Origin of the sequence: Rhizobium sp. AB2/73 (assembly GCF_020871915.1) — a bacterium.
Taxonomy (GTDB): Bacteria; Pseudomonadota; Alphaproteobacteria; order Rhizobiales; family Rhizobiaceae; genus Rhizobium; species Rhizobium dioscoreae.
This window is the reverse complement of sequence record NZ_CP067071.1, coordinates 2,513,974-2,531,278: the sequence shown is the minus strand read 5'-3', so window position 1 is coordinate 2,531,278 and position 17,305 is coordinate 2,513,974. Positions and strand designations below refer to the sequence as shown.

The following is a 17,305-nucleotide window of genomic DNA, read 5'->3' as shown; positions in this document are numbered from 1 at the left end:
CAGAACTTCGGCCAAAGAGGTGCCGGACATTCAAGGAGATGCGGCAACGATGAACAGCCCCTTTCTGATTGCTGGGGAACTGGAAGCCGGAAGCCACCGGCTGGTGCAGCGAGTCTATTATGAGGATACGGATTTTTCCGGGCTCGTCTATCACGCGCGCTACCTTCATTTCCTCGAGCGCGGACGCACGGACTATCTGCGTTGTCTCGGCGTGGAACAGCGTGAACTCCTGAATGCCGACGAGGAGGGGTTGGTTTTTGTCGTCCATCGGATGGAGATCGATTTCAAGGGGCCGGCGCGCATGGATGACGTGCTGACGATCCGGACCGTCACCGAAAAGGCTGGCGGCGCCAAGATGGTGCTGTCTCAGGAGATCCGGCGCGACGATATGCTGCTGATAGCAGCCAAGGTCATCATCGCTGTCATCAACGCCAAGGGGCGCCCGCGCCGGCTGCCGGAAAAGCTGGCGGCACAGATGCTGACCGCATCGGAAAGTGCCGGTTGAACTCAAGTTCTCCTTGATTGGTAACGACGGTCTCGTCGAGGGCCGACGGTGATTGGCAACTGGCAGCTTGCAATAACTTGAGTTTTATGTGAAGGAATTCGCCGCGCAAGATTTGTCTGCGTTTGCCGGCGGTTTCGTCCGGTCAGTTCTTCCCTGGAGCTAGAATAACCTTCGCCGCCGTTAAATCCTTCATGTTTCGACGCTAACATTCTTTTAACCATAATAGTGTCTTACTGGTTATGTCGGAGTTTGTGCGGTGCACGCCTTCCTTTGACCAAATTTGACGGCAAGAAGGCAGTTGTAAGCTTGGAAGGCTTGACCAGGGCGTTCAGCGGCGGCTGCAAAACAATTCTTGTGAGATCACTTTTAGCCGCCCGGTCTAGCGCCGGGCGTTTGGATTCGGGGATTTTGGATCAATGGAACAAGTAGCACTGGCAGCGGCCACCACACCGGACATCACCCTCTGGTCGCTCTTCATGCAGGCGGGCCTGGTGGTCAAGCTCGTTATGATCGGCCTGCTGGCAGCGTCCGTATGGACCTGGGCGATCGTCATCGACAAATATCTGAGCTACGCGCGGGCACGGCGGCAGTTCGATCATTTCGAGCAGGTCTTCTGGTCTGGCCAGTCGCTCGAAGAACTCTACCGCACGCTTTCGGAGCGCAACAATACGGGCCTCAGCGCCATCTTCGTCGCGGCCATGCGCGAATGGAAGAAATCCTTCGAGCGCGGCGCCCGTTCGCCGATCGGCCTGCAGATGCGTATCGACCGCGCCATGGACGTGACGCTCGCGCGTGAATCGGAACATCTGGTCGCCCGCCTGGGTTCGCTCGCGACCATCGGTTCGGCCGGTCCGTTCATCGGTCTGTTCGGTACGGTCGTCGGTATCATGACCTCGTTCCAGGCGATCGCCGGTTCGAAGTCGACCAACCTTGCGGTCGTCGCGCCCGGTATCGCCGAAGCGCTGCTCGCGACCGCCATCGGCCTGGTTGCCGCTATTCCCGCGGTTATCGCCTACAACAAGTTCTCGGCCGATGCCGGCAAGCTCTCTGGTCGCATGGAAGGTTTCGCGGATGAATTCTCCGCCATCCTTTCGCGCCAGATCGATGAGAAGCTGCAGCCGCGCCAGGCAGCGCAGTAAGTAGCGGACAGAACCGGAGTAATTCACATGGCAATGTCTGTTGGAGGCAAGGGTGGCGGCGGTGGCCGCCGGGGCGGTCGTCGCGGCGGAGGCCGGGGCGGCCCGATCGCCGATATCAACGTGACGCCGCTGGTCGACGTCATGCTTGTGCTGCTGATCATCTTCATGGTGGCGGCGCCGATGATGACGTCTGGCGTGCCGATCGACCTGCCGCAAACGCAGGCGGGCGCGCTGAACGCCCAGACCCAGCCGATCACCATCTCGATCAAGGCAGATGGCCAGGTGTTCCTGCAGGAAACGCAGATCGACGTCGCCGAAATCGCCGCCAAGCTGCAGGCGATCGCGACCACGGGCTACAACGAACGCATTTTCGTGCGTGGCGACGGCAAGGCGCCTTACGGCGTGATCGCCGACGTCATGTCGCGTATCCAGGAAGCCGGTTACAAGAATATCGGCCTGGTTACGCAGCAGATAACGGACCACTGACGAGCCGACATGAAGCGCAGTCTTGCTACCTCTGCTGTCATTCACATCCTGGTGCTGATCGGCGCCATGGTGACGCTGAGTGCGCCGGCGCCGCTTGAGACGCCGGAAAGCACGGCGATGGATGTCGATATCGTGACGGCGGATCAGCTGCAGCAGGGCGAAAAGAAGGCGCCGGTGACGGATCACGCCGCACGCAAGCCGACGACCAAGCAGGATCAGGTCGCCAACGCCCAGAATACCGGCGAGAACAAAGTCGACATCAAGAACCCGGTCGTGCCGACGCAAAGGCCGGAGAGCGAGACTGCGGCCCTGGCGCCGAAGAAGGTGGATGCGCCCGTTCCGCAGGACGATCCGAAGCCGAACGACGTCAAGACGATCGAACAGAAGGATACCGAAGCCGCGCCCAAGGAAGTGGCCGCCATTCCGCAGCAGAAGCCGGATGTAGTGCCGACGCCGAAGCCCGATCCCACGCCGCCGGCCCCGAAGGCCGACGCAACGCCGACCCCGCCGACGCCGCAGCCGACGGAACAAGCCGAAATTCAGCTGCCGAACAACGTCCCCGTGCCGGATGTGAAGCCGCAGCCGACGCCGCCGAAGGCTGCCGAGCCGAAGCCGGAAGTAAAGCCGACGCCGAAGCCGGACGTGAAGGTCGCCGACGCCAAGCCGACGGACAAGACGACGACGCAGAGCACAAGCAAGACCACCTCGGCAGACGACGGCAAGAAGGACGCCGACAAGAAGCGCCAGACTCCAAAGGCCTCCAGCAAGGGCCTTGACGATGGTCTCGCCGATCAAATCAACGATCTTCTCAACAACACCTCGTCGAAAGGCGGCGCGAAGCGCTCATCGCAGCAGGCTTCCGCAGGCGCCGATACCCAGGTCGCTTCGCTTGGCGGCAAGAAGTCGCTTGGCGCCGGAAAGCTCAGCCAGAGCCAGCAGGACGGTTTGCGCGATCTGATCCAGAAATACTGGAACCTCCCACCCGGCCTTGAAGGCGCTGGCGACGTGCGAATCAAGGTGCACTTCAAGCTCGACAAATCCGGACAGATCGTCGGTCAGCCGGAAGCCACGACGAACGGCGGACCGGCTTCGACACAAGGTGCCATGCAATCTGCCGCTGTACGCGCGGTTCTTCGCGCGCAATCGGAGTTCATGACGATTCTTCCGGCGGACAAATATGAAGACTGGCAGGAAGTCGTCGTCAACTTCAGCGCAGCGGATCTGGGGATGTGATGCGGGGAGCGCGGCTTTTGACGAACCAATGTCCCCGTCTCGGCATGAGCTTGCTTGCGGCTTCGGGGATGATGTTGGCTAGTTCCATGTCAGTGCAGGCTGCAAGCCCTACGCAGCCGCATGAAAATTCGACCAGGGACAGTATCCGCTACGCCGTCGCGAGAAACTGGAACGTCGCTCCCGGCCTGGAGGGAGCGAAGCATGTCCGCGTCCATATGCATCTCAAGCTCAGCCGAAGCGGAGAAATCGTGGGCGAGCCAAAGGTTACCGTAACCGGCGGTCCCAAGGCGACACAGCAAGCCATCGCGGCAAGCGCGATGCGAGCCGTGCTCCGGGCTGTCCCGTTCAAGAATCTGCCAACAGATCACTATGACGACTGGAAAGAAGTCACCCTCAACTTCGAACCGGCTCTCTGACGAATTAATGCTGAAAGGCTTGATACATATGATCAGAAACTCCCTCGTTCGTCTCCTGCTGGTGCTAGCAGGCCTGATGGCTGTGGCATCCACTCCGGCCTATGCCGTGGTCGAGCTCAACATCAACAAGGGCAACGTCCAGCCCATGCCGATCGCTATCACAGACCTTCTGTCGAACGATACGCTCGGCCCGCAGATCTCGAGCGTGATCGCCGCCGACCTGCAGCGCTCCGGACTGTTCGCTCCGATCAACAAGCAGGCCTTCATCGAGAAGATCACCAATCCGGATTCGGCCCCGCGCTTCCAGGACTGGACTTCGATCAACGCGCAGGCTCTCGTGACCGGCCGCGTCACGCAGGAAGGCGGCCGCCTTCGCGCCGAATTCCGCCTCTGGGACACGTTCGGCAACAGCCAGATGATCGGCCAGCAGTTCTTCGCCCAGCCGGATAACTGGCGCCGTGTCGCGCATATCATCGCCGATGCGATCTATCAGAAGATCACCGGCGAAAAGGGTTATTTCGATACCCGCGTCGTTTTCGTCGCCGAAAGCGGCCCGAAGACGGCCCGCAAGACGCAGCTCGGCATCATGGATCAGGACGGCGCCAATGTGCGCATGCTGACCGACGGTAGCGACCTCGTGCTGACGCCGCGCTTCTCGCCCAATCGCCAGGAAGTGACCTATATGTCCTTCGCCAACCAGCAGCCGCGCGTCTATCTGCTGCAGCTGCAGACGGGCCAGCGCGAACTGGTCGGCAACTTCCCGGGCATGACCTTCTCGCCGCGCTTCTCGCCGGACGGGCAGCGTGTGATCATGAGCCTTCAGCAGGAAGGCAATGCCAATATCTATACGATGGACCTGCGCTCGCGCACCACGACACGCCTGACGTCGACGGCCGCGATCGATACCTCGCCGTCCTATTCGCCCGACGGCACGCAGGTCGCCTTCGAAAGCGACCGCGGCGGCCAGCCGCAGATCTATGTCATGAATGCCGACGGTTCAAACCAGCGTCGCATCTCGTTCGGCAATGGCTCTTATTCCACGCCGGTCTGGTCTCCGCGCGGCGATCTCATCGCCTTCACCAAGCGTGCCGGCGGCAATTTTTCCATCGGTGTCATGAAGCCGGACGGTTCCGGCGAGAGAATCCTGACCTCCGGCTCTTACAGCGAGGGGCCGACCTGGGCGCCGAACGGCCGCGTCATCATGTTCTTCCGCGCGCCGTCCGGCGCAAGCGGGCCGCAAATTTATTCGATTGACCTGACCGGTTATAACGAACAGAAGATCCCGACGCCGGGCTTCGCTTCGGATCCGGCATGGTCGCCGCTTCTCGAGTAATAAAGGGCTCGCCACTTTATCGCCGCAAAGTCCTGTGACTGGACCGTTTGGCGACAATTTTAGGACATCATTAACCATACTTGTTGGAATCGGATTAACCGAACCCGGTTACAGTCTGGCAACCCTGATAGAGACTTATAGGAGAGACCGGCCATGAGCCGTACCGCAACCCAGGCCGTTGGCCACATGCAAAACCTCGCACGCAACCCGATCATGATCGCGCTTTTCGTCGGCCTTTCTTTGGCTGGCTGCGCTTCCAAGAAGGGTCTGCCGAACGATGCCAACGGTCTTGGCCTGAACGGTGCCGGCAATGCTACTCCGGGCTCGCCGCAGGACTTCACGGTCAATGTCGGCGACCGCGTTTTCTTCGTTGTCGATAGCTCCTCCATCAGCTCCGAAGCTGCCCAGACACTTGATCGTCAGGCCCAGTGGCTCGCCCGTTATCCGAACTACTCCATCACGGTCGAAGGTCATGCCGACGAGACCGGCACGCGCGAGTACAACCTTGCTCTTGGCGCACGTCGCGCAGCAGCGGCGAAAAACTACCTCGCTTCGCGCGGTGTTCCCGCGAACCGCATGAAGACGATCTCCTACGGCAAGGAGCGTCCGGTCGCTACCTGCGACAACGAATCCTGCTGGTCGCAGAACCGCCGCGCTGTCACCGTGCTCAACGGCGCCGGCTCCTGATAGACGAAGAAAGACCGATCGAAATGCAAAAGGCGGCCTCCTGGTCGCCTTTACTTTTTTGACCACACTTTGGCCGAACTCCGTTGCTTTTTGAGAGCAATTGTAAAAATCTCCTGTTCGAGCCCTCCGGCCCGAAGAATCAATAGGACAGGAAGATCCATATGAAAAAACTTGTCGTGGCGAGCATGCTTTGTCTCGCTGCCGTCGTGGGTAGCGAACGCGATGCTTCTGCCTTGTCGTTGTTCGGAATCCATCTCGGGGGCCGCGAGGCTTCCGCGCAATCGGCTTCCGGCAATTCCCAAAGACAAGCACAATACGGCCAGGCACCGGTCATCAACGTTCAAAACAGCGATGCCGAAGTTCGCCTGCAACAGCTTGAGGACCAGATGCGCCAGCTGAATGGCCGTGTCGAGGAAATGAGCTATCAGCTGTTGCAGATGCAGGAGACGATCCGCAAGGCGCAGGAAGACAATGAATTCCGCTTCCAGCAGCTTGAAAAGCGCGGCGGCGGTGCCGCGCCGGCTGCCGGTGGGACGATGAAGAAGAGCGAGGCCGATGTGCCTGCCCAGAGCGGCGGCCAGCAGGACGATATTGCCGGCGTCATTACCGATTCGCAGAACGGCAGCGCCGCGCCGCGCGGCGCCGGCGGTGGCAAGCCGCCGAGCCAGCTTGGCTCTATACAGTTCGACCAGAGCGGCGACCAGATCGGTTCCTCGATGACGGGGGCCAACAATGGTTCGGGCGCGCCGCCAAGCGCGGGCTCCGGCTCGCAGACGGCTTCGCTCGGCAGCGAGAACGACCAATACAAGGCTGCCTACGGCCATGTCCTGTCCGGCGACTATAGCGTCGCCGAACAGGAGTTCCGTCAGTATCTCGACAGCTACCCGAGCAGCTCCCGGGCTGCGGATGCGAATTTCTGGCTCGGCGAAGCGCTTTATTCGCAAGGCAAGTATAACGAGGCCGCCAAAACGTTTCTGAATGCGCATCAGAAATATAGCACCTCAGAAAAGGCGCCCGAAATGCTGCTGAAGCTCGGCATGTCGCTTGCGGCGCTCGACAACAAGGATACGGCCTGCGCCACGCTTCGCGAAGTGACCAAGCGTTATCCCAAGGCCTCCAAGGCTGTGACCGGCAAGGTTGCCAGCGAAGAGAAGCGGCTTGCCTGCTGATTGCCATGCCCATTGACGCTGTGACCGGCGGTGCCACAGTCCTGATGCCCGAAGCCGCCGCGGCGGATTTTCTTCATTCTCTCTCGAAGCCTGCTCATGTTCTGGTCGCCGTTTCCGGCGGCAGTGATTCCACCGGGCTTCTGATTGCCCTTGCCGAGCGGCTGAAATCTCATCCTCACAAAGATATTACTCTGAGCGCTGCGACCATCGATCATGGTCTGCGCGCCGCAGCAGCAGATGAGGCGCGCGAGGTCGCGGCATTCTGTGCTTCGCGCGGCATTTCGCATTTCGTCCGCCGCTGGGAGGGGGAAAAGCCCGAGACCGGCATCATGGCGGCTGCGCGCGAAGCGCGCTACGGATTGCTCGCAGACCTGGCCTCCGATGTTTCGGCCAATGTGATCGTAACCGCCCATACGCATGATGATCAGCGCGAGACGATGGCGATGCGTAGCGCGCGCCGCGGGCAGGGCGGTCATGGCACAGGCATTGCCGATGCGGTCTTGTTCGATCGGCGCATCTGGATCGTCAGGCCGTTTCTCGCCTGTCGGCGGGCGCATATCAGGGCTTTTCTCAAGACGCATGGCCTATCCTGGTTCGACGACCCAAGCAATGAGGATATAAAATACGAGCGTGTGCGTACGCGTAGAGATCTCCAAGCGGAGCCGATGGCAGGTGTGCCTGTGGATGGCGGCGCCGATCGCGCAGCTCTTTCCAAGAGAGCGGCTGCATGGCTCGATGATTGGGTCACAATTCACGCACAGGCGTTTTGTATCATCGATCGAGCCGGACTTTCGGCGGATCGGGCAGCTGTCGCCTATGCGCTTTCCTATCTTGCCGCCGTCTTCGGCGGCAAGGCGTATGCGCCTGGACATGTGCAAATGGAGCGCGTTCTCGAATTTGTGAACGGTGCCAGCCCCGGTCGACGTACGGCCGGCGGCGTGGTCTTCGACCTCAGGCGCGACGGACTCTATCTTATGCGGGAAAGCCGCAATATCGCGCCGCTGACGCTGTTGCCGGGCGCGAAAGGCATTTGGGACGGTCGTTTCGAGATCAGCAATTCGGGCAAGGCCCCGGTTCGGATCATCGCAGCAGGCACGGAAAATATGGTGATTTTTCCGGCGACTGTGCCGAAAGGCGTGGTGCTGCGCGCCCGGGCGGCGATGCCGTTCGCGGCGACGGAAGGGGAGGCAAAGGCGGCAGCGGTGACGGTTGTGCCCTATCTTGCGCCTTTCGACCGCTTTTTGACACGATTTGACCTCACATTCGCCAATCGCCTTTCTGCGGCTTTTGGCCGCGAAGCCTATATGCGGCTGCCGCTTTCGGTCCTATAGACGGAAAAAACATGCGGCGATGCGGTTTGCCTTGGCAAGGGCTTGGCGCAACCCTATGTTAGGGATCAAGTAATGCCGTCGCTCAAGCGGCGGAAGTTTCAGTGCTGGGGAGTTCGATGAACCCTAATTTTCGTAATTTCGCTCTGTGGGCAATCATAGCTCTGCTGTTGATTGCCCTGTTCAGCATGTTTCAGAACGCGCCGGCACAAACAGGCTCCAGGGAAATACCGTATTCGCAGTTCCTCCGGGAAGTTGATTCCGGTCGTGTTCGTGACGTGACCGTCACGGGCAACCGCGTTGTCGGCAGCTATGTCGAAAACGGCACGCCCTTCCAGACCTATGCTCCGGTCGTGGATGACAGCCTGCTTGAGCGCCTGCAAAGCAAGAATGTCAACATCGTCGGCCGTCCGGAATCGGATGGCTCCTCGAGCTTCCTGAGTTATCTCGGCACGCTGCTGCCGATGCTCCTGATCCTCGGCGTCTGGCTATTCTTCATGCGGCAGATGCAGGGCGGCTCGCGCGGGGCCATGGGATTTGGCAAGTCGAAGGCAAAGCTTCTGACGGAGGCGCATGGCCGCGTCACCTTCGATGACGTCGCCGGTGTCGACGAAGCCAAGCAGGACTTGGAAGAAATCGTCGAATTTCTGCGCGATCCGCAGAAGTTCCAGCGCCTCGGCGGTCGTATTCCGCGCGGCGTTCTGCTCGTCGGGCCTCCCGGTACCGGTAAGACGCTTTTGGCGCGCGCCATCGCCGGCGAAGCCAACGTGCCGTTCTTCACCATTTCCGGTTCCGATTTCGTCGAGATGTTCGTCGGCGTCGGTGCAAGCCGTGTCCGTGACATGTTCGAGCAGGCCAAGAAGAATGCGCCTTGCATCATCTTCATCGACGAAATCGATGCCGTCGGCCGTCATCGTGGTGCCGGTCTCGGCGGTGGCAACGACGAACGCGAACAAACGCTCAACCAGCTGTTGGTCGAGATGGACGGCTTTGAAGCCAATGAGGGCATCATCCTGATCGCCGCGACCAACCGTCCCGACGTTCTCGACCCCGCGCTGCTGCGTCCGGGCCGTTTCGACCGTCAGGTTGTGGTGCCGAACCCGGATATCGTCGGCCGCGAGCGCATCCTCAAGGTTCACGCCCGCAACGTGCCGCTGGCTCCGAATGTCGATCTCAAGACGCTTGCCCGCGGTACGCCCGGCTTCTCCGGTGCGGATCTGATGAACCTCGTCAACGAAGCTGCCCTCATGGCCGCCCGCCGCAACAAGCGACTGGTGACGATGCAGGAATTCGAAGACGCCAAGGACAAGATCATGATGGGCGCCGAGCGCCGCTCTTCGGCCATGACCGAGGCGGAAAAGAAGCTCACCGCCTATCATGAAGCCGGCCATGCGATCACGGCGCTCAATGTCGCTGTGGCAGATCCGCTGCACAAGGCGACGATCATTCCGCGCGGCCGTGCGCTTGGCATGGTCATGCAGCTCCCCGAGGGCGACCGCTACTCGATGAGCTACAAGTGGATGGTGTCGCGCCTCTGCATCATGATGGGCGGCCGCGTTGCCGAGGAGCTGACCTTCGGCAAGGAGAACATCACCTCCGGCGCATCCTCCGATATCGAGCAGGCGACCAAGCTTGCCCGTGCTATGGTCACGCAGTGGGGTTTCTCCGACGAGCTCGGCCAGGTCGCCTATGGCGAGAACCAGCAGGAAGTCTTCCTCGGCCACTCCGTTTCGCAATCCAAGAACGTTTCGGAAGCAACGGCTCAGAAGATCGATAACGAGGTTCGCCGTCTGATCGACCAAGCCTATCAGCAGGCCAAGGATATCCTCACCTCCAAGCACGACGAGTTCGTCGCACTGGCGGAAGGCCTGCTCGAATACGAGACCTTGACCGGCGAGGAAATCAAGGCGCTGATCCGCGGCGAAAAGCCGGCGCGCGACCTCGGTGACGATACGCCGCCGAGCCGTGGTTCGGCCGTGCCGAAGACCGGCGCCAAGAAGGACGGTTCACTCGGTGCCAAGGGCGATGAACCCGAAGGCGGTTTCGAACCACAGCCGCGCTAAAGGCGCGAGGCGTTCAATCTCGTTGAGAGGCCAGCCACCTGTTTCAGGTGACTGGCCTTTTGTTTAGGAGAGAGCAGAAGGACGTAACGCTTCTGATGTTGAACAGCCCTTGTGGCAACTGGCGGGTGGGGCAAAGTAATGCGGAGGCAGTAGGCTGTGAATTGGACTATTGTGGGTCTCGACCTGGTACGGTTTTTTAGTGCTTATTAATGGTAACGCGTTGTAATAGGCGTTCTCGGTAATTTAAGTGCCGAATTTTACAATCTGTGGCATGAGCCACAAGCATCGATGTTTGCAGTGTCGCTTGCTTTGGGGCGGCGATATCGATGCCGCTGCAGTCCCGATGAGGACGCGGCAACGACAGGAGTGCATATGAAACGTCGTTATTTCGGAACTGACGGAATTCGCGGTCAATCCAATATCTATCCGATGACGCCGGATCTTGCCATGCGCGTAGGTATCGCTGCCGGCACGATCTTCCATCGAGGCAGCCATCGCCATCGCGTCGTTATCGGCAAGGACACGCGCCTTTCCGGCTATATGCTGGAAAACGCCATGGTGGCTGGATTTACCGCGGCCGGTGTCGATGCCTTCGTTCTCGGCCCTATCCCGACACCCGCTGTCGCCATGCTGACGCGCTCGCTGCGCGCCGATATCGGCGTGATGATCTCTGCCTCGCACAATCCCTACGAGGATAACGGCATCAAGCTTTTCGGCCCGGATGGCTACAAGCTCTCCGACGATCTGGAAATGAGAATCGAGGAGATGCTCGACAAGGACATGTCGGAGCATCTTGCCAAGTCGGAGAATATCGGTCGCGCCAAGCGTATCGATGGCGTGCATGACCGCTATATCGAACATGCCAAGCGCACGCTGCCGCGCGATGTGACGCTGCAGGGTCTGCGGATCGCCATCGATTGCGCTAATGGCGCCGCCTACAAGGTCGCTCCGGCCGCTCTGTGGGAGCTCGGCGCCGACGTCGTCACCATCGGTAATGAGCCGAACGGCACGAATATCAATCTGAACTGCGGCTCCACCAGCCCCGTTGCCCTGCAGAAAAAAGTGGACGAAGTCCGCGCCGATATTGGTATCGCGCTGGATGGGGATGCCGACCGTGTCATCATCGTCGATGAAAACGGCACGATCATCGATGGCGACCAGTTGATGGCCGTCATTGCCGAAAGCTGGGCCGAGAGCCAGACGCTGCGCGGCAATGGTATTGTCGCAACCGTGATGTCCAATCTCGGCCTCGAGCGCTTCCTGGACGATCGCGGCATGTCGCTTGCGCGCACGGCCGTCGGCGACCGCTATGTCGTCGAGCATATGCGTCAGCACAATTACAATGTCGGCGGCGAGCAGTCCGGACACATCGTATTGTCCGACTATGGCACGACGGGCGACGGCCTCGTGGCTGCGCTCCAGATCCTGGCTGCGGTGAAGCGCACGGGCAAGCCGGTCAGTGAAGTCTGTCGCCGTTTCGAACCGGTACCGCAGCTGCTGCGCAATGTCCGCATTTCCGGCGGCAAGCCACTGGAGGACATTCAGGTGCGCCAGGCAATTGCCGATGCGGAAAGCGAGCTTTCCCGCAACGGCCGTCTGGTGATCCGCCCTTCCGGCACCGAGCCCCTGATCCGCGTCATGGCGGAAGGCGACGATCGCGGCCAGATCGAACGTATCGTCGGCGGACTGATCGACGTGATCTCGAATGTGCGTTCGGCCGCCTGAGCAAGCGAAAGAAGTAATTCCGGAATAATACTATGGCCGCCTCGTCGAGGCGGCCATAATATTTTCAGTCTCGGCATGATGGTCGGCCTACTGGAACATTTCTCCGGGATAGGCGCCCCAAAGCTTGTCCTGCCTGACATAGCCTCTGGCGGAATGCTCCCTGACCGAAACACGACACCAGGTTCCGGTGCAGGATTGCAGCGAGACCAGTACGCGCGGCTGCAGCTCCGCGATTGCCTTGGCGGCGGGATTCGGATCGGTGCGCAGCATGGCATTCTTCGTCAGCCAGGGCGCGACTACGGCCGTCCGTGTTCCGGAGAGCAGGGCGCTGTGCATCCAGCCGGTCACTCCGGTATCATCGCGGACCTGTCGCCAATGGCCGTATTCATCGATGATTTCCAAGGGAAGACCCGGCTTCATATAGATCCATTTCGTGGCATAGATCGTCGAAGGCCCGACGCGCATGCGCGCCTTATGAGCTCGGAGCGAAACGTAGCGCGGGATCGGCAAGCCCGTCTCGCGCCCCTTGTTCCAAGCAGTGGCCGTGGCTGCTGCCGGGTTAACCGGCATCGCGCCTGCCAGTGTGACGGAGCTCAAGAAGATAAGAGCAAGGCCCAGGCTGGCCCATATTGTTCGACGGTAAGTCAGCGACTTCCTCCTGAGTTATCTCCCGGCCGAAGCACTGTAATGGTTCGTTTCTTGCCAATTGGTTTAGAGGGGCCGGACCTCGCTTTGTGCCCGGACACTGCGTTCCTGTGAGGAAATAGAGGAAGCGGGTAGTCGTATCCCATTCTCTTTATTTAGAGAATCAATATTCTCTAATATGTGAAATAAAGTATAATTTCTGAATAAACAGGGTAAATATTCGTAGTTAATCAGGTTTTAACTCCTTTTCATCATCATGCCTGTCATGTCTTTTCAATTGGCAAGCATTTGCTGTGCCAAGGGCAAGAAATTTGGAGCCAAAGCCATGATGAAAACCCTGATAGGGGCACTTGCCACTTTGCTTGTTGGCACGTCGGCCTTTTCTGCTGATCTCTATACACCGGAACCGGTTCAGCCGGCGCCGGAAGTGACCGTCGCCCAATCCAGCGGCTGGTATCTGCGCGGCGATGTCGGCTATGCCTTCACGAACCTGCGCGGCGCCAACTACTTCCAGGGCTCCAATTCCAGCCTGGTCGATTTCGATCGTGCGAAGCTGGACGGCAATGTCACGCTCGGCGGCGGTGTCGGTTACCAGATCAACAACTATCTGCGCACGGATTTGACGCTCGACTATCTCTTCAAGTCCGACTTCAAGGGCTCCACGAAGGGCGATTGCGGCGCCTGCGGCCCGGGCTTTACTCCGACCGCGGCGACCTCTCGCGATCTCGCTTCGCTGACGGCCTATAGCTTGCTTGCCAACGCTTATGTCGATCTCGGCACTTACGGCATCTTCACCCCCTATGTCGGTGGCGGTCTCGGCGGCACCTATGTCAAGTGGAGCAATCTGAAGAACACGTCGTGCTCGGACGCCAACCCGGATTCCTGCGACGGGTCCGTCACGCATAACGGCCGCGGCAGCTGGCGCTTCACCTATGCGCTGATGGCCGGTACATCCATCGACCTGAGCTGCAATCTCAAGGCGGATGTTGGCTATCGCTACCGTCACGTTCAGGGCGGCGACATGTTCGGCTACAACGAGAATGGCGGCCCCGGCTACGACAAGGGTCTGAACCTGCACGAAGCCCGCATCGGTGCCCGCTACACCTTCGGCGGCTGCCAGACCGCAAGCTACATGCCGCCGGCCGATATCCCGGTTCAGCCGTCGGTCTACAAGTAAGCAATATCCAATCCACGTTATTAAAAAGCCGTCCGGTTTCTTCCGGGCGGCTTTTTCTTTTTCCCATTCCGTTAAGCAATTCCGCGCTGTTTTAAAGCTTCATTAACCATGAATTCCCTATGGTTAATGAAATGAGAATGGCCGCCTTCCTGCATTGGATCCTCTTTTGAGGATATTGCGAGGAAGCACAGGCCAGCCGATTCGACGCACGGGCGTCGGCCCGAGGATGGAAGGCGAGGGGTAATGATCCGTTTTGACGCTTTGGCGCTGGCCGCAGCGATGGCAGGCGCATCGGCGGGCATTGCCTTTGCGGCCGATGCGGCACCACCGGAACTCAAGATGCCGGAGGTCAGCGTCAAGGATGCCAGGGGATGGTATGTGCGCGGCGATGTAGGCTATGCAGTCAACGCCAGCCGCACGGATACGAGACTTCGTGCCTATGATCCTGCGGGTGGCGATTACAGTTCGAGCAGCTTTGATTCCACCCGTTTCGGTGGGGATTTCTCCGGCGGCCTCGGTATCGGCTACCAATTCAACGATCTGTTTCGCGCCGACGTGTCAGGCGATTTCTTCAGCGGCGACTTCAATGGCCGCATTTCGAGCGATTCGCCTTGTTCCGGCGGGGCCGGCGGCACGGGATGCTCCACGAAGGCCCGTTCCTCCTTCAGGGCTGGCAGCCTCATGGTCAACGGCTATGTCGATCTCGGGACGCTCGCGGGTTTCACGCCCTATGTCGGCGCCGGTCTTGGCGCCACGCGGGTTTCCTGGAACAGCGTCAATGTCACCGGCTCCTGTCTTGATGGGGCATCGGGTTGCGGCGGTGCTGCGTCGGTCAGTGCTCGATATCCTGGCGAAAGTGACTGGCGCATGACCTATGCCTTGATGGCGGGTGTCGCCTATGAAGTCGCGCCGAACGTCAAGGTCGATCTCGGCTATCGCTTCTCCCATATCGCCGGCGGCGACATGTTTGGCGATTCTGCGGCCAGCGCCACCACAGGCCGCGACGGGGCATTGTCGCGTCACGAAATTCGTGTCGGCCTGCGGATCACCACCTGGTAAGGCTCATCGCCTATGGCGTCGTCAGCACATAGGCGATGCGGCGAAAGAAATCCAAGGTTCGAAAAATGTGCGCTGGAAAACGCCGCAGGGCAGAAGATTTGGCTGCTCGATAATCGCGGCGCCAGCCGATCATGGTCGTTCTCTGCAGCCGGCTGAAACCGGCAATATTCGCGCGCGTGCTGACGATGGATATATGCATGTCCCAGCCGCGCTCGACGGCCACATCCCAGGGCAGCGACATCACGGAGAGCGATTTCACGATCTTCTCGGCGCCGCGGCGCGTGACGAGATAGCAGGCGGTGGAACCCTGTGGACCGAACAGGCAACGCCCGACGATATCTCCCTTGAGGCTGCGCGCCATGGCGCGAAAGCCATTCCAACGGTGATTGACAAGCTTGATGAGATCGGCGGCTGGCGCGGCTTCCCTGGCTGCCGCGGCACGCGCCAGAAACTCGGCATCCAAGGCGACATCGTCTTCGATGATGATGGCTATTTCGCCGCCATTTGCCAGAAACTGGCGCAGAGCCGTCAAGTGACTGCGGTAGCAGCCGTATTCGCCGGGCAGAATGGTCCGGCCATGTCGGCGCTGGAAACGGACATGGTCGACATCGATCCATTGGTCGCGCGGGACGAGCGCGCCATCGATGCCATCGATGCGTTCGAATCGGAAGCCGAATTCCTCGCTTTGCCGCTGGATCTCGGCCAGCCGCTCTGCCGCGCGATCGATATTGATCAAATAGACCGGCATGGCCTGTACGGGCATCAAAGGGTTTTCGGCGAGTGCAGTTAGGGACATAGGGCACACTTGTTATTTCTATCGGCGCAAAATTGGCGCGCGCACCGTCTTATATGATTGCGCGTCTGCACGGAATCCAGCTTTTATGGAGCCAAATTTGGCTTATTTCCATTGCGCGTAACTTGCATGTCATCACACTTTCTGCACGACTTTGTGAGGCAGTGCCATCCGTAATTTTTACTATTGCGCTTGCGGGCGGCTTCCAATATATCCGGCGGCGGGACACCCTTCCCCAACGAAGGGCTTTCTATCTGAGAGGATAGCATCATGACTAAGCTCGCCAAGCCGGACATCCGTCCGAATAATACCCATTTCTCTTCTGGTCCATGCTCGAAGCGTCCCGGTTGGACGCTTAACGCTCTTTCCGACGCGGCTCTTGGCCGTTCGCACCGTGCGAAAGTCGGCAAGGCAAAGCTGAAGCAGGCCATTGATCTCACTCGCGAAATTTTGGAAGTGCCGGCGGATTACCGCATCGGCATCGTTCCCGCTTCCGACACCGGTGCCGTCGAGATGGCGCTCTGGTCGCTGCTCGGCGAACGCGGCGTCGACATGCTCGCCTGGGAAAGCTTCGGTGCCGGCTGGGTGACCGACGTCGTCAAGCAGCTGAAGCTAAAGGACGTCCGCAAGCTCGAAGCCGGTTACGGCGAGCTGCCCGATCTTTCCGCTGTCGATTTCGATCGCGACGTGGTCTTCACCTGGAACGGTACCACCTCCGGTGTTCGTGTTCCGAACGGCGATTTCATCCCCGCCGACCGCAAAGGCCTGACGATCTGCGACGCCACCTCGGCCGCCTTCGCTCAGAACCTCGATTTTGCCAAGCTCGATGTCGTCACCTTCTCCTGGCAGAAGGTTCTGGGCGGCGAGGGCGCCCATGGCGTCATCATCCTGTCGCCGCGCGCCGTCGAGCGCCTGACGACCTATCAGCCGGCCTGGCCGCTGCCGAAGATTTTCCGCATGACCGGCGGCGGCAAGCTGATCGAAGGCATCTTCACCGGTGAGACGATCAACACGCCTTCGATGCTCTGTGTCGAAGACTATATCGACGCGCTGCTCTGGGCCAAGGATCTCGGCGGCCTGAAGGCGCTGATTGCCCGCGCCGATGCCAACGCCAAGGTCATCCACGATTTCGTTGCCGCCAACGACTGGATCGCCAATCTCGCCGTCAAGGCCGAGACAGCATCCAACACTTCCGTCTGCTTGAAGATCGTCGACAAGGATGTCGTCGCTCTCGATGCCGATGGTCAGGCGAATTTCGCCAAGGGCCTGGTTGCGCTGCTTGAGAAGGAAGGCGTCGCCTATGACGTCGGTCATTACCGCGACGCGCCGTCGGGCCTGCGCATCTGGGCCGGTGCGACGATCGAAGCTTCCGACATGCAGAAGCTGATGCCCTGGCTCGCCTGGGCTTTCGAAACGCAGAAGGCGACGCTCTCCCAGGCTGCTGCCTGAGGTTTGAAGCGTTTATGGCTCCGCCGGTGAGGCGGAGCCCAGCATTCCGAATTCTCATTATTTTCATGCAATTCCGACCGGAAAGCCGTTTCGCATTT

The 17,305-nt window shown here is 59.9% G+C and carries 16 protein-coding genes; 14 read left to right on the top strand and 2 right to left on the bottom strand.

Going from position 1 to position 17,305, the window contains the following annotated elements:
- Window positions 1-49 precede the first annotated feature (49 nt).
- The 11 genes from ybgC (at window position 50) to glmM (ending at window position 12,084) form a co-directional block, all read left to right on the top strand.
- Window positions 50-505, top strand: a complete 456-nt coding sequence (ybgC, locus tag I8E17_RS12540; RefSeq protein WP_069611881.1) for a tol-pal system-associated acyl-CoA thioesterase — start codon at window positions 50-52, stop codon at window positions 503-505.
- A gap of 416 nt (window positions 506-921) precedes the next feature.
- Complete coding sequence (tolQ, locus tag I8E17_RS12535) at window positions 922-1,644, top strand: protein TolQ (protein WP_047629119.1); 723 nt, start codon at window positions 922-924, stop codon at window positions 1,642-1,644.
- A gap of 27 nt (window positions 1,645-1,671) precedes the next feature.
- Complete coding sequence (gene tolR / locus I8E17_RS12530; protein ID WP_069611827.1) at window positions 1,672-2,130, top strand: protein TolR; 459 nt, start codon at window positions 1,672-1,674, stop codon at window positions 2,128-2,130.
- A 9-nt stretch (window positions 2,131-2,139) separates the two neighbouring features.
- Complete coding sequence (locus I8E17_RS12525; protein WP_069611826.1) at window positions 2,140-3,363, top strand: hypothetical protein; 1,224 nt, start codon at window positions 2,140-2,142, stop codon at window positions 3,361-3,363.
- 86 nt (window positions 3,364-3,449) lie between these two features.
- Window positions 3,450-3,779 (top strand): hypothetical protein, encoded by a 330-nt coding sequence (locus I8E17_RS12520; protein WP_083258139.1) that lies wholly within the window; start codon window positions 3,450-3,452, stop codon window positions 3,777-3,779.
- A gap of 28 nt (window positions 3,780-3,807) precedes the next feature.
- The gene (gene tolB, locus I8E17_RS12515; RefSeq protein ID WP_113366655.1) at window positions 3,808-5,112 is read left to right on the top strand and encodes a Tol-Pal system beta propeller repeat protein TolB; all 1,305 of its coding nucleotides are present in this window, start codon (window positions 3,808-3,810) and stop codon (window positions 5,110-5,112) included.
- Between the two features lie 153 nt (window positions 5,113-5,265).
- Window positions 5,266-5,799, top strand: coding sequence for a peptidoglycan-associated lipoprotein Pal (gene pal / locus I8E17_RS12510; RefSeq protein ID WP_069611823.1), 534 nt, complete (start codon window positions 5,266-5,268; stop codon window positions 5,797-5,799).
- A 161-nt stretch (window positions 5,800-5,960) separates the two neighbouring features.
- A complete protein-coding gene (ybgF, locus tag I8E17_RS12505; RefSeq protein ID WP_069611822.1) occupies window positions 5,961-6,968 on the top strand; it encodes a tol-pal system protein YbgF in 1,008 nt (335 codons plus the stop codon).
- A gap of 5 nt (window positions 6,969-6,973) precedes the next feature.
- Complete coding sequence (tilS, locus tag I8E17_RS12500) at window positions 6,974-8,299, top strand: tRNA lysidine(34) synthetase TilS (protein ID WP_083258138.1); 1,326 nt, start codon at window positions 6,974-6,976, stop codon at window positions 8,297-8,299.
- 116 nt (window positions 8,300-8,415) lie between these two features.
- On the top strand, window positions 8,416-10,359 hold the full coding sequence (gene ftsH, locus I8E17_RS12495) for an ATP-dependent zinc metalloprotease FtsH (protein ID WP_069611821.1): 1,944 nt from the start codon (window positions 8,416-8,418) through the stop codon (window positions 10,357-10,359).
- Window positions 10,360-10,731: 372 nt separating this feature from the next.
- Window positions 10,732-12,084, top strand: coding sequence for a phosphoglucosamine mutase (gene glmM / locus I8E17_RS12490; protein ID WP_069611820.1), 1,353 nt, complete (start codon window positions 10,732-10,734; stop codon window positions 12,082-12,084).
- Between the two features lie 87 nt (window positions 12,085-12,171).
- Here glmM and I8E17_RS12485 read toward each other — a convergent pair whose 3' ends face one another.
- Window positions 12,172-12,654: an SH3 domain-containing protein gene (locus I8E17_RS12485; RefSeq protein ID WP_229002025.1), complete on the bottom strand. Its 483-nt coding sequence runs from the start codon at window positions 12,652-12,654 to the stop codon at window positions 12,172-12,174.
- Window positions 12,655-13,054: 400 nt separating this feature from the next.
- Between I8E17_RS12485 and I8E17_RS12480 the strand changes: the two genes are divergently transcribed.
- Both I8E17_RS12480 and I8E17_RS12475 read left to right on the top strand, forming a co-directional pair.
- Window positions 13,055-13,906, top strand: a complete 852-nt coding sequence (locus tag I8E17_RS12480; protein ID WP_069611818.1) for an outer membrane protein — start codon at window positions 13,055-13,057, stop codon at window positions 13,904-13,906.
- Between the two features lie 243 nt (window positions 13,907-14,149).
- A complete protein-coding gene (locus I8E17_RS12475) occupies window positions 14,150-14,965 on the top strand; it encodes an outer membrane protein (protein WP_069611817.1) in 816 nt (271 codons plus the stop codon).
- A 10-nt stretch (window positions 14,966-14,975) separates the two neighbouring features.
- Here the strand turns inward: I8E17_RS12475 and I8E17_RS12470 are convergent, their stop codons facing one another.
- Window positions 14,976-15,761, bottom strand: coding sequence for a glycosyltransferase family 25 protein (locus I8E17_RS12470; RefSeq protein WP_229002024.1), 786 nt, complete (start codon window positions 15,759-15,761; stop codon window positions 14,976-14,978).
- Window positions 15,762-16,028: 267 nt separating this feature from the next.
- Between I8E17_RS12470 and I8E17_RS12465 the strand changes: the two genes are divergently transcribed.
- The gene (locus I8E17_RS12465) at window positions 16,029-17,207 is read left to right on the top strand and encodes a phosphoserine transaminase (protein WP_069611815.1); all 1,179 of its coding nucleotides are present in this window, start codon (window positions 16,029-16,031) and stop codon (window positions 17,205-17,207) included.
- Window positions 17,208-17,305: the final 98 nt, after the last annotated feature.